8 protein-coding genes and 1 pseudogene are annotated in these 13352 nt (G+C 56.4%); 5 read left to right on the top strand and 4 right to left on the bottom strand.

Features of this window, described 5'->3' with window-relative positions; translation table 11 throughout:
- Positions 1 to 13 precede the first annotated feature (13 nt).
- The 4 genes and pseudogenes from KFS80_RS16560 to KFS80_RS16545 form a co-directional block, all read left to right on the top strand.
- On the top strand, positions 14 to 2056 hold the full coding sequence (locus tag KFS80_RS16560) for a type VI secretion system Vgr family protein (protein ID WP_212545355.1): 2043 nt from the start codon (positions 14 to 16) through the stop codon (positions 2054 to 2056).
- Between the two features lie 51 nt (positions 2057 to 2107).
- The gene (locus tag KFS80_RS16555) at positions 2108 to 4840 is read left to right on the top strand and encodes a hypothetical protein (RefSeq protein ID WP_212545354.1); all 2733 of its coding nucleotides are present in this window, start codon (positions 2108 to 2110) and stop codon (positions 4838 to 4840) included.
- Positions 4837 to 5721, top strand: a complete 885-nt coding sequence (locus tag KFS80_RS16550; protein WP_212545353.1) for a hypothetical protein — start codon at positions 4837 to 4839, stop codon at positions 5719 to 5721. Before KFS80_RS16555 ends, KFS80_RS16550 begins: the two co-directional genes overlap by 4 nt.
- Positions 5722 to 5865: 144 nt before the next feature.
- Positions 5866 to 6834: pseudogene (locus KFS80_RS16545) on the top strand (lysozyme inhibitor LprI family protein); the annotation flags it as partial.
- A gap of 449 nt (positions 6835 to 7283) precedes the next feature.
- Here the strand turns inward: KFS80_RS16545 and KFS80_RS16540 are convergent.
- Positions 7284 to 7658, bottom strand: a complete 375-nt coding sequence (locus KFS80_RS16540; RefSeq protein WP_212545485.1) for a DUF6124 family protein — start codon at positions 7656 to 7658, stop codon at positions 7284 to 7286.
- Between the two features lie 424 nt (positions 7659 to 8082).
- Between KFS80_RS16540 and KFS80_RS16535 the strand changes: the two genes are divergently transcribed.
- Positions 8083 to 8466, top strand: coding sequence for a helicase (locus tag KFS80_RS16535; protein WP_212545352.1), 384 nt, complete (start codon positions 8083 to 8085; stop codon positions 8464 to 8466).
- A 154-nt stretch (positions 8467 to 8620) separates the two neighbouring features.
- Here KFS80_RS16535 and KFS80_RS16530 read toward each other — a convergent pair whose 3' ends face one another.
- The 3 genes from KFS80_RS16530 to KFS80_RS16520 form a co-directional block, all read right to left on the bottom strand.
- Positions 8621 to 10021, bottom strand: a complete 1401-nt coding sequence (locus KFS80_RS16530) for an aminoacyl-tRNA deacylase and HDOD domain-containing protein (protein ID WP_053125066.1) — start codon at positions 10019 to 10021, stop codon at positions 8621 to 8623.
- A gap of 79 nt (positions 10022 to 10100) precedes the next feature.
- Positions 10101 to 12176: an ATP-dependent DNA helicase RecG gene (gene recG, locus KFS80_RS16525; RefSeq protein WP_053125064.1), complete on the bottom strand. Its 2076-nt coding sequence runs from the start codon at positions 12174 to 12176 to the stop codon at positions 10101 to 10103.
- 9 nt (positions 12177 to 12185) lie between these two features.
- Complete coding sequence (locus KFS80_RS16520; RefSeq protein ID WP_053125062.1) at positions 12186 to 13115, bottom strand: hydrogen peroxide-inducible genes activator; 930 nt, start codon at positions 13113 to 13115, stop codon at positions 12186 to 12188.
- Positions 13116 to 13352 lie beyond the last annotated feature (237 nt).

Raw genomic sequence — 13352 nt, 5'->3', positions numbered from 1 at the left:
CAGGGAGCACACAATGTTCAACTCAGCTAACGAGACCCACTTCAGCCTGACGGTGGAAGACTATGTCGGCGACCTGCAAGTGCTGTCGTTCACCGGCACCGAGGGTGTCAGCCAGCCGTATCGTTTCGACCTCGAACTGGTCAGCGAAAACCCCGATCTAGATCTGGAAAAACTCCTGCACAAGCAGGCCTTTCTCGCGTTCGATCCGCAGGGCTCCGGCATTCATGGGCAGATTTATCGCGTCGCTCAAGGCGATGCCGGCAAGCGCCTGACCCGCTACAAAATCTCCATCGTGCCGCAGCTGCAATACCTGCATCACCGCACCAACCAACGCATCTACCAGCAGATGTCGGCGCCGAAAATCATCGCGCTGATCCTCGACGAACACGGCATCAAGAGCAACGCCTACAGCTTCCAGCTCAGCCAGCCGTGCCCGGATCGCGACTACTGCGTGCAGTACGACGAAACCGACCTGCATTTCGTCCAGCGCCTGTGCGAAGAGGAAGGCATTCACTACCACTTTCAGCACAGCGAAAAAGCCCACCTGCTGGTGTTTGGCGATGACCAGACCGTGTTCCAGAACCTCGGCCAGCCGACCGCGTACGTGCAGGGCAGCGGCATGGTCGCCGACGAACCGGTGATCAAAGGCTTCAAACTGCGCCTGGAAACCCGCACCACACGCACCATGCGCCGCGACTACGACTTCGAAAAACCGCGCCTGCAAATGGAAGCCGCCTACAAACCGGATGGCGAGAGCAATGAACCGGATCTGGAAGACTACGACTACCCCGGCCGCTTCCTCGACCGCGCGCGCGGCAAGTTCCTCAGCCAGCGCGCCCTCGAACGCCACCGTGCCGACTACCGTCAGGCCGAAGGGCGTGGCGACCAGACCAAACTGGTCAGCGGCCACTTCATGGAAATGTCCGACCACCCGCGCAGCGAGTGGAACGACCTGTGGCTGCTCACCGAAATCGTCCACGAAGGCAAACAACCGCAAGTCCTCGAAGAAGGCGTGACCAGCGACACCACCAATAACAAGGACGACTTCCATCAGGGCTACCGCAACACCTTCCTCGCCACCCCGTGGGACGTGTTCTACCGCCCGGCCCTCGAACACCCGAAACCGCGCGTACTCGGCAGCCAGACCGCCATGGTCACCGGCCCCAAAGGCGAAGAAATCCACTGCGATCAATACGGCCGCATCAAAGTGCAATTCCACTGGGATCGCGAAGGCCTCGCCGACGACAAAACCAGCTGCTGGCTGCGCGTCTCCAGCTCCTGGGCCGGCGACCGCTACGGCGCCATCAGCATCCCGCGCATCGGCATGGAAGTCCTCGTCACCTTCCTCGAAGGCGACCCCGACCAACCACTGGTGACCGGCTGCCTGTACCACAAGGAAAACCCGGTGCCGTACGCACTGCCGGCGAACAAAACCCGCAGCGTATTCAAAACCCTTAGCTCCCCGGGAGGCGGTGGGTACAACGAACTGCGCATCGAAGACAAGAAAGGTGCGGAGCAGATCTACATCCACGCCCAGCGTGATTGGGATGAGAACGTCGAGCATGACCAGAAGATTCGGGTCGGGAATGAACGTCACGACACGGTTGAGAAGAACACCTACACCGAGCTGAAAGCTGAAGAACACCGCACCACGATCGCTGATCGCAAGATTGAAGCGAAGGCTGACGATCACCTGACGGTGGGGCAGAGCCAGCACGTCAAACTGGGTACGGCGCAGCTGACCAGTGTCGGGAATGAGATCCACCTGAAGGCGGGCGACAAGATTGTGATTGAGGCGGGATCGGAGCTGACGATTCTGGGTGGGGGGAGTTTTATCAAGCTGGATGCGGGCGGCGTGACGGTGGTTGGGCCGGTGATCAAAATCAATGCCGGTGGCTCGGCTGGCTCCGGTACAGGGATCGGGATTAAACCGCCGGTGCTGCCGGGGGCGGCGGATAAGGATAAGGCGGGGAGTTTGATGGATCAGGCGTTGGGGAATGCACCTGAGGAAAAGATCAAACGCAAACCGAAGCGCATGCTCAATTTTTCCGGGTAAGACATCGACGGCAATCCAAGCCACCAGGGATCAGAATTCAGGTAATTGGTAATGACAGAGACAACCAGCAAGAAAGTAGAAAAATGGTCGTATCCATTAAAAGTTGGAGCGGCAGGGACGACGGATCCGCAGCAGTTCTACAAGGCTTTAGCCAAGGCCAAAGATGGTTTCTACCCGTTGGGTGCCAACGGTCTTTGGCATGGCGGTATTCATTTCGATGAAGCCTCGGGTTTAGTGCCCGACCTGGCAGAAGTCAAATGCATCGCTGACGGTGAAGTGGTCGCTTATCGCATAGATAGCACGTACCCGAAATCCGCCTACGGTACGGCTGAAGCTGAGTTTTCGACCGGTTTTGTATTGGTTAAACACCGATTGGAAGCGCCGGTGCAACCAGCACCCCCAGCTCCTGCTGGATCGCCCGCTTCACCGCCAGCGGTTGGTCCAAGCCTGAACTTTTTCAGTCTTTACATGCATTTGTTGCAGTGGAAGAACTACGAAGAAACTCCAGCATTGTCGCGACCACCCTTTTGGGGTGGGGGTACGTTGCAAGTCAAAGCGTCTGCTGACGATGAAATCCTCGGTTTGCGTGTTCGTCAGGAACCGCGTGGCAAGTCAGGGTACGCAACCGTGTTAACGGTTTTGAGCCGCGGTACGGTCGTCGAGACGGGTGAAGAAGAAAACGGCTGGCTTAAGGTGGTCAGCGTCACGCCCGCTAATACCGACCTCCAGCCCGGAACAGGCTGGGTATTCAAGAGAGAGATGACAGCCGGTTCGACACCCAACACTTACGTCATTGGTACCGCTGCAAAAGACCCGATGAATCCACCTCAGAAAGGTCTCGTTGTTCGCGCTACTGCGAGCCAGTCAGGAGCTGCAAAAGCCATTTTGCCCCACGGCACGCAAGTCAGGATCGGGAGCGACGGGACGCGTGGCAAATACCAGAAACTGTTGGAAATTGTCAGCGGGAATGCTGTTCCTCCGTTGGCACCTGCTGAGGTGCTCGGATATGTCTGGGAGGGGCAACTTGAATCCAAAAGCGAGCCTGCCGAAAAGGACGCCGTGCATGTTCTGACAACTCCATTCCCGATTACAGCAGGGAGTCTGATCGGTCATGTGGGGAAATATCAAAACCATTCGGATTCGGCCCCGAAGAATTTATTGCACGTCGAGGTGTTTAGCTGCGAAGACGTAAAGGCATTTACCGGACTGAGTAAAGAAAAAGCTGCGGGGTTGCCTGCGGCCGGAAAAACGCTCGTAAAAATTCCAAAAGACAGCGTGTTGGTCACTCACACGCAAGGAATGAGCGCAACAAATCCTCCTAAGGTGAGCGATCCCCACAAAAAAGTTGGATATGACTTCTTTGTTCCAGTCGGAGTGTTGGACGCGCTACCAGCGGAAAAAAAGATCAAAGTTCCTGTTGTTATGGGGGGAACCACCACCTACACGCTTTGGTGGCGTCTGGATGGATTGCTTGGTGATGCAGAGGGGAATGAAATTAGCGGGTGGTTTGCAGAGCCGGATACTGCGTTGTCACGCCATTCTCCCTTTGAGTGGGAAGGCTTCAGTTTCTTAGAAGAGGCTGGGAGCAACGTGGACCATCTGTCTGCTTTTCTTCATGCGCAAGAACGCCTGAGTGAGGAGGAGCAAACCGCCTATTCGCCAAATATCGAGAGTGCTGAAGAAGGGTCGGCGAAACAACGGCTATATAAAATTCTTGATGGCAATGGGGATAAAAAACTCACCACTGATGAAATTAAAACAGCATTGGCAAAGCCCTGGTTTTCCCAGCCTATTTCCTATATGGCCACACGATACGAGAACGAGTGGTTCTACGAGAGCGGAAAGTGGAATGCGCTGGATGAAATAATGGGCCACACAGAGTCAGACCCGAATAAAGCCTGGAAGGAAGAAAAAACCCGAATTGAACGCTTAGGGTGGTGGGACAAGCTGGCTGGTCAGCACGGTATCGATGGCGCCAAGGTCTGGCATATTCACCCGATAGCTTTAATAGGAAATTTCTCCGGGAAATCAGCACGAAAATTAATTACTCAAGCAATGTTGAAGGCGGCCAAGCCCAGCATTACAGACGCCTATTGCGAAGAAATTTTGCCTTATCTAAACAAGTACGCAGAGCTGTACAAGGTTGATAACCCTCTAAGGGTGGCGCATTTTTTAGCGCAGGTGGGCCATGAAAGTGGATTTAAAGTCACCTCTGAAGATTTGAATTACACTGCGATTGGTATGCGAAAACAGTTCGGCTGTCGTAATAATGCAAAAGGATATGAGGCGTCAACTGACGAGTGCAAAGTTTTGCCTAGGCTCCGACCAAAGCTTTGGAGTGAGCCTGAGACGTACGCACATAACCCTGCAAAGCTTGGAAGCTATGTCTATGCCAATAGGAATGATAACGGTAATGAGGCTAGTGGAGAAGGGTACAAGTATCGTGGTCGTGGGGTGATCCAGCTGACGGGGAAGTATAATTATCGACAATATACGAAAATCCACAACCAAGCTGACCCTTCGGATCTTCAGGATTTTGTTGCTAATCCAGATTTGATAATGGAAAGCGTAAAATATGGAGTTGAATCTGCTTTTGTTTGGTGGTCGATGTTTAAGATAAATCAAGCTATTGATGATTCTCTGGCTCTGAGAACGATGTCAGACATTGATGGTCATGTTTCTGATATTTCTATAAAGGTCAATGGCGGAACTACCGGGCTTCAAGAGCGTATTAATTTATTCAAGTTGCTTAAGGATATGGTTGCGGAGGAGATGGGTTTATGAAATTTGTATTATTGGTAATGTCGCTTGTTTTTCCTGTTATGTCTGTAACTGCTGATGAGAAAATAGTTAGCCTCGATCCTGTTTTTGGCTTGTCTCAAAGCGCCAGATTTTATTATGTAGGTTCAGAGGGGAATCAAACACTCCACGGCGAGTTGCTTGTAGCGGGGAAAGGAAGTACTGAATTTCCAGATGTTTGCGAGCATGAGGGTGGAGACGCACAGTTGCATGATGCTTACACGGTGAGCGCGGGAAACACATTTTTTGTATTTACGTGTAGCTGGGCTGTTATGCATCCAGGGGTTAATTTAAAAGGGACGGATTTTGTTTCCTACGTCTATAGCGATAAGGAATTACGAACCCTAGTGAATAACAAAAAGCTTGCTTCATCTATTTCTGGGTATGAAGGAAGCCTAGAAGAAGGGGGCGTTGATTATTTTTGGTATTCAACACGAGCGCTTGCCTCGAAGAAGCTAAAGGAGATTGCTCGCGGAGCTAGTCATGACTCTCTGGAGTTGTCTCATGAGATCGTTATAGCAAGGCTGAAAGATAAAGATTATGAAGCTCTGAAATCTTATTTGACGCAAGAGAGACTTAACTCGTTGTTTAGAGAATATCCGATGACGAAAGTTAACTCCGGAATCTATAATGATTTTGGCTTTGCTCTGGGAGAAGCTGGCTCTGACGAGCTTGCTTATTCTTTGCTTTCTAAGGTTGAAGCCGTTTCGCCCGAGCGCGTGGTTCTCAAGCTCAACATTGCTGATGTATTGTGGAGCAGTGCCAAGGTGAAGTCGAAGCAGTACTATCGGGATTATATCGCTGCGATGAGGAGTCAAGGTAAAGAACGCCTAATTCCTTCTAGAGCAATCGAGAGAGTTAAATAATGGTGTGAGTAGGTTCGGATCTAATTAATTGAAAGTAAGAAGCCTTTTAGGCGGGAGTAAGTGTGCGAGCGTAAAAGAGAACATTTAGGCCCCTGTGAAGCAGGGGCGGAAGGTGTAAGCCTGAATGACTCAAGGATAAATGCAGTGAAGCATTTCGTTATTACCCTACTAGCCGCATTGCTGCTGCCAATTTCAGCAGTCTATGCGCAGGACGACTGCAGCCATGTCACCTCAAGTCTGGAAATGGTGCCCTGCTCGGAGGCGGCGAAGAAGGCTGCTGATGCGCAGTTGAATGTCAGCTACAAGCAATTGATGGCGCGACTTGAATCTGGCTATCGAGCAGATCCGGTGTTGGGCGCGGAATACGCGGCGAAGGTTAAAGAGTCGCAGCGTGCGTGGTTGAAATTGCGCGATGCGAACTGCCCTTTGGAGGCATTCGAGATCGAGACGGGGATGCCGGCGCATGTGTTCGCAGTTAACTCGTGCATCGCCAGAATGAGTCGTGAGCGCTCGGCATATCTGGACAAGATTGTCCCTGAGCTTGCATCAGACAAGAGCGCTTCGACGGCGCCAACCAGCGACGGTTGCCCCTCGGAGGAGTTCGCGCCTTTCCTGACGGCGTTTTCCGCCAACCGCGAATCACAACGCCGTCTCACTGCGATGACAGTCAAGTCGCTGGTGTTGAAACCGGTAGTTGGGAAGGATCAAATTACCTTTGAGCCTTCGACCTCAGGTGTCAGTGGAACTACTTTCACCTATCCGCTGATGGCTGCAATCACGCCCGGCAAGACACCAGGAGTCGAAATCGAAGAAGTCGATGACAGTCACGTCAACGTGGTGGATAAGCGAGCGGGTAACAGCAATGTGAAAATCTTCAACTTCTCTCGTCAGGCGTGCTGGGTGCTTGAGGGGGTTGAGGATTGGTCGATCAGTGAGAAGGATCTTGTCGCAACAGATAACCCGGGAATGAGCCGCGCCGAGAATTTTTGTTATCAGCATGCCGAAGCGCTAGGTGGATTGGGGTTTCTTGAGCAATACGCGCTGAGTGTGGAGTTGATTGAAGCGTCGCTGGAAATTTTTGTGTGTGCTGCAGAATCGGGTGACGCACAATCGTTGATGTAATGGCTGGTTTAAAAGCGTTTTCTGTGATTTCTGCTGCGTTTTGTTCATCTCTCCGCTAACGAAAAAAGATTCAATATTCCTTTATTCTTGACTTGTTATTCGGGGAGACGCGCCTCTACTATCCAGTCAAATCTCGATATCCGCAGGGATTCCATGCAAAAGTCTAAACATGAATCTAAGCCTATGATGGCTTCTCGGTTAAAGGGCGAAGCTCGCGAAGTTCTGGCCAATCGCTCCAATAAGCCCAGCCGATTTCTGGATGTAGCACTGTCTAAAGGCGCTGATTTTGAGCCTGTCGGTCGACTGGCTGGCTGAAGTTAGCGGATTCTCGAAAGAGCTGTTCTTATCGGCAGCTTTTTTTTGCCAAGGATTTATCAAAAGACAGCTGAAAAAAGGGGGGACTTAGCGTCCCCCTTTTTGTCTCGAAATACTGCAGTTGCCTAACCCGCTGCAGCCCGCGCCTCAATGTTATCCAGCGCTCCCTCCACCATCAAATGCACCCCACCCGCCATTCTGCTCAGCGCCAAGGCAACTGACCGGCGTGATCCGTCGATGTCATCGGCCAGATCTGCGGCGATGGCGCTGATGGATAGCAGGTCTTCCGATGCGTTGGCCAGCAGGGCTTCGGTGTCGACATCGTCGCAGATGTTAAAGAGGCTACCTTCGCGGCGTTTAGGCGGTTTTTTGGGGTGTGCGGGGAAGTAGTGAGCGAAGGCGCGTTCGGCGGCTTCTTTGTCGAGGGTTACTTCATCTGCGGGGTCGGATGGGGTGGTAGCTGCTGGGGCTTCGTGTGGTGAAGGAGTCATCGGGTAAATCCTCTGGAGTTGGAAAAAGTTGCTCCGAAGTTCGGACTTGCACATCCGGTCACTGATTTTGCGGTGACGGATTTAGGTTAACGATGAACCTTCAACTCGCCTGGTTCACGCATGCCGCCGTGCTTTGCGGGAAATTTCCTAAGGAGTTGCAGGGGGGAAGATCAAAAGATCGCAGCCTTCGGCAGCTCCTACAGGGTTGTGTTTCAACAGGTGTAGGAAAGGTGAAGGGTGAGACGCGGAGCGTCTCGGGAGGCATTCCCACGCGGAGCATGGGAACGATCATTGGCGGGGTTGGGAATCGTGACTTGGCGGTCATCGTGCGGGAAATGGTCTGCATCATCTTCCAACAGCGTCAGATACTGGCGTTATCGTCCGAATCCCTTACACTGCCCCGGCCGTTCATTTTCCTTTTGAGGCTGTGCGCATGAAATTTCGTTTTCTTCTGTGGATGCTGGGTCTGTTGATGGGTAAGGCCAGCCGGACAAATCCTGCGTTCCAGCAGCAGTTGGGTGACAAGGATCTGGTCTTTCAGCTGCAGACGCTGGATGGGAAAGTGGCGCGGCATTTCGTGGTCAAGGATCAGCGCATCACCAGCAAGTCTGGCGTGGTGGCAGAGCCGGCGTTTGCGATTGCGTTTAAAGATGCCGGTTATGGCTTTGCCACGATGCAGGCGAAGAACAAGCAGCTGGCGTTTATGCAGGGGATTCAGGACAAGTCGATTCAGCTGAAGGGCAATCCGGCGCTGGTGATGTGGTTTCAGGGGTTGATGAAGTATTTAGTGCCGAGGAAGGCTAAGCCTAAGGCTTGAGCCTTTGGTGACGCGGAGCGTCACGGGATGCATTCCCACGCGGAGCGTGGGAACGATCAGGGGCGGTCTGATAGATTGAGTTGGATTCTTCGCGAGCAGGCTCGCTCCCACAGGGGGATTGTGTAAATCCTTGGGGGAGCGGGCCTGTTTTGTTTTAGCCCTGGCTGAATTGCGACGCCAGTTCGCGCAGCAGGACTTCGGCTTCGAGGACTTTGCTGACGACGTCGTTGGCTTTTTCGCGGGTCAGGCCAACGCGTTCGAGCAGGGCGTCTGGAATGTCTTCATCCGGGCCCGAGCCAATCCCGCGTCCACGCAGCAGGCGCACCGCCAAGCAGACAAGGTTCGGGTATTCGGCGTAGGCGCCGTCGTAGCTCGGATCGTGCTGGAAGCGCAGCGCGGTGGCCAGTTCGTCCGGCATGTCCCAGTAGCGCATCAGCCACGAGCCGATCTGTTCACGGCTGATACCGAGCAGGTGTTGCTCGATGTAGCTGTGGCACAGGTGCGGGTTGACCTCCAAGTGGCGGCAGATCAGCGAGAAGTGCGGCGGGAACACGTGGGCCAGCAGCAGATAACCAAAGTTGTGCAGCAGACCGGCGAGGTAGGTCAGGCCGGCTTCCGGGCGCTGGGCACGCGGCATGGCGCGGGTCAGGCCTTCGATGACGGCGGCGGTGTAGATCGACTGCTGCCAGTACGGCGTCGAGTGTTGCGGATGGTCTTTTGGCAGGCTCAGGGTCTTGCCGAGGGCCAGACCCAGCGCGAGGTTGATCACCAGATCGAAACCGAGCACGCGGACGATCGCGTCTTCTACCGAGCGAATCTTGCCCGGCGAGGCGTAGTACGGCGACGCCGCCCAGCTCACCACTTGTGCGGCCAGCGCCGGGTCGGTTTCAACCACGCCGGTGATGTCGTCGATGGTCGCGTTCGGGTCGACGCGCAGCTTGATGATTTTTTGCGCGGTTTCGGCCAGCGGCGGAATCTCGATGGTCGCTTCCAGGCGCTGCTGAATGCGCCGTGCGGTAAACGCTTGCACGGCCTGGGTGATTTCCTCGCGGTCATCGTCCGGGCGGTCGAGGTTCGGGCGGATGCTGTTCAGCGCTTCGCCGAAGTTGGCGGCGCTGGCCTTGGTCAGCATGCTTTTGAAGGCTTCGCTGGTGATTTCCAGCAACACGCCCGGCTCACCGGAGTTGATCAGCAGCTTCGGCTCGCGCAGCAGGCTTTCTTCGTAGAGGCACGGCGAACTGGTCAGTGCCGGCAGGCCTGGCAGCAGGCTCAGGCTGTGTTTGCCGAGCATCTTTTGCAGGCGCTCGGTCGACACGGCGGTCAGGCGACGGCCCGTCAGTTCGGCGAGGCGATTGAGGTCGAGCAACTGGCTCTGCGGAAACAGCACCATCAGCGCGCCGACAGCGTCGTCCAGCAACACGGCTTGTACCTTGCGCGAGGCATTGAGGCCGTGGTGGTCGAGCACTTCTTCGTAGGCGATCCCGAGCTTGTCCAGCAGCAGCCGAATGACAGACGGCGCGTGCGGGGATTCGGGGGCGAGAGCGGCTTCGGTCATGGTCTGTATCCGTTTTTGAAACAATGGCAGGAGTATAACCAGCTTGGTCAGAACGAGCTGTCAGAAACTGCGACGGTGCTCACACTTGGCCGTATTGCTGCCCGTGGCGCAACCAGCGGTCAAGCAACGGGCTGACGTGGGTCGGCCAGCGTTCCAGCAGCGCTTGCGCAGCGTCGCGGACGGCGGGCAACAAGTCGGCGTCGCGCATCAGGTCGGCAACCTTGAATTGCAGCAATCCGGTCTGGCGGGTGCCGAGCATTTCACCGGGGCCGCGCAGTTCGAGGTCTTTTTCGGCGATGACGAAACCGTCGTTGGTCTCACGCATGATGCCCAGACGCTGGCGACCGATCTGCGACAGCGGCGGATGGTAAAGCAGCACGCAATGGCTGGCGGCGCTGCCCCGACCGACACGGCCGCGTAACTGGTGCAGTTGCGCGAGGCCGAGGCGCTCGGGGTTTTCGATGATCATCAGGCTGGCGTTGGGTACGTCTACACCGACTTCGATCACCGTGGTCGCGACCAGCAGTTGCAGGTTACCGGCCTTGAACTCGGCCATGACTGCGGCCTTCTCGACGGGTTTCATGCGCCCGTGAATCAGCCCGACTTTCAACTCGCCGAGGGCGAGGGTGAGATCTTCAAAAGTGGTTTCGGCGGCCTGACAGGTCAGCTCTTCCGACTCTTCGATCAGCGTGCACACCCAATAGGCCTGACGGCCCTCGGCGCAGGCACCGCGCACGCGTTCGATGACTTCGACGCGGCGGGTGTCGGTGACCAGCACGGTGTTGACCGGGGTTCGACCCGGCGGCAACTCGTCGAGGATCGAGGTGTCGAGGTCGGCGTAAGCGCTCATCGCCAGCGTCCGTGGAATTGGTGTCGCGGTCATGATCAGTTGATGCGGACACATGCGTCCACCGACGCCTTTCTGCCGCAGCGCCAGACGTTGCTGCACACCGAAGCGATGCTGTTCGTCGATGATCACCAGCGCCAGATTCTTGAATTTCACTTCGTCCTGGAACAGCGCGTGGGTGCCGACCACCATCGGCGTGCCGCTGGCGATCTGTTCCAGCGCGGCGACGCGGTTCTTGCCTTTGAGCTTGCCGGCCAGCCACGCCACTTCGATGCCCAGCGGTTCGAGCCAGCGTTTGAAGGTGATGAAGTGTTGTTCGGCGAGAATCTCGGTCGGCGCCATCAGCGCGACTTGATAACCGGCTTCCAGCGCTTGCAGAGCGGCGAGGGCGGCGACCACGGTTTTACCCGCGCCGACGTCACCCTGAATCAGCCGCAGCATCGGTTCGTGCTGACTGAGGTCGTAGGCGATTTCGTTGCCGACGCGCTGCTGGGCGCCGGTCGGGTTGAAGCCAAGATTCGCCAGATATTTCGGCGGCAGCTTTTTCGCTTTCGGCATCGCCGGCGCGCGCAAGGAGCGCATGCTTTCGCGCAGACGTTGTTGCGACAGTTGATGCGTCAGCAGCTCTTCGAAGGCCAGACGATGCTGCGCCCAGTGATGACCGAGTGCGAGTTCGTCGACGTCGGCATCGGCGGGCGGGTTGTGCAGGTAGCGGATCGCGTCGGCCAGCGGCGCCAGTTGATAGTCGCGCGCCAGTTCGGTCGGCAGCCAGTCGGGCAGGGTGTCGGGCTTGAGCATGGTCAGCGTCTGCATGCACAGCTGACGCAGACGCGCTTGGGTCAGGCCTTCGGTCAGCGGATAAACCGGGGTCAGGGTTTCATCCACCGGCGGTGGTTCGTCGCCGGTGATCGCGCGATATTCCGGGTGGTAGATTTCCAGCCCTGAGGCGCCGGGCCGGGCTTCGCCGTAGCAGCGAATCCGCGTGCCGCGCTTGAGGCCTTCTTTCTGCGCGTTGCTGAAATGGTAGAAGCGCAGACTTAGCCCGCCGGTGCCATCCTGCATGCGCACGACGAGGCTGCGGCGGCGGCCCATGACCACGTCGGCGCCGCTGACGGTGCCTTCGACCACGGCGTCCTGACCCGGTCGCAAATGGCCGATCGGCACCACGCGGGTGCGATCCTGATAACGCAGCGGCAGGTGAAACAACACGTCCTGGAGATTCTCCAGACCGACCTTGGCCAATTTCTCGGCCATGGCTTCACCGACACCCTTGAGTGCCGTCACCGACACTTGCGACAGCTCAGTCATGACGCTCGCTTAACCGGCCGTAACCGGTGTCGCTGGCTTGGCCACCGAGCACAGGCGAATGGAGTCGGCGAGGATTTCGATGGCTTTCGGCCGTGGGAAACTCGCACGCCAGGCGATGGCCACGGTGCGGAACGGCACCGGTGGCGACAGCGGACGCACTGCGATCACGCCGGGGGCGTAGTGATGGCTGTCGACGGCCGACAACGGCAGGATCGAGATGCCCAGACCGGACGCAACCATGTGGCGAATGGTTTCCAGCGAACTGGATTCGACCGTGGTGTGCTTGGCGCCGTCGCCTCCCTTGGTCAGGGTCGGGCAGGCTTCGAGCACCTGATCGCGGAAGCAGTGACCTTCGCCGAGCAGCAGCAGGCTCTTGTCGTTGAGCAGGCCGGCGTCGATGGTTTCTTTTTTCGTCCACGGGTGCTGGGCCGGCATGAGCACGTAGAACGGCTCGTCGTACAGCGGCAGGGTCAGCACGTCAGCTTCGTTGAACGGCAGGGCGATGATGATCGCGTCGAGTTCGCCGTTGCGCAGTTTGTCGCGCAGCACGTGGGTGAAGTTTTCTTCAATGTACAACGGCATCTGCGGGGCGACCCGGTGCAGTTGTGGAATCAGGTGCGGGAACAGGTACGGGCCGACGGTGTAGATCGCGCCGACTTTCAGCGGTGCGGTCAGCTGATTCTTGCCGGCCTGGGCCAGTTCGCGGATGCCTTGGGCTTGCTCAAGAACTTTCTGCGCCTGGGCGACGATGCCTTCGCCGACCGGGGTCACGCGCACGGCGCTCTTGCTGCGCTCGAAAATCAGCACACCGAGTTCGTCTTCAAGTTTCTTCACGCCCACCGACAGGGTCGGCTGGCTGACGTGGCATTTCTCGGCCGCGTGGCCGAAATGCTGCTCTTGGGCGAGGGTAACGATGTAGCGTAATTCTGTGAGGGTCATAGCAAAGCGTCCATGAAGATGCGGGCCAAGCATACCGGCTGCAATCGATAGACGCACGTTATCAGACTGAGGGCGACATGCGACACCGGGCAATGTCGGTTTGCCGCTGGCAGATATGCAAAAGGCACCTTTCGGTGCCTTTATCTCGATCTAACGCTCAACACATAACCCCTGTGGGAGCGGGCTTGCTCGCGAAGAGGCCGTGTCAGTCAGCATTACATTGACTGACACAACGCA

It is taken from the genome of Pseudomonas rustica (genome assembly GCF_018336155.1).
In the GTDB taxonomy this organism is placed as follows: Bacteria; Pseudomonadota; Gammaproteobacteria; order Pseudomonadales; family Pseudomonadaceae; genus Aquipseudomonas; species Aquipseudomonas rustica.
The sequence above is the reverse complement of the archived record's forward strand: the minus strand, read 5'-3'. Positions and strand labels throughout refer to the sequence as shown.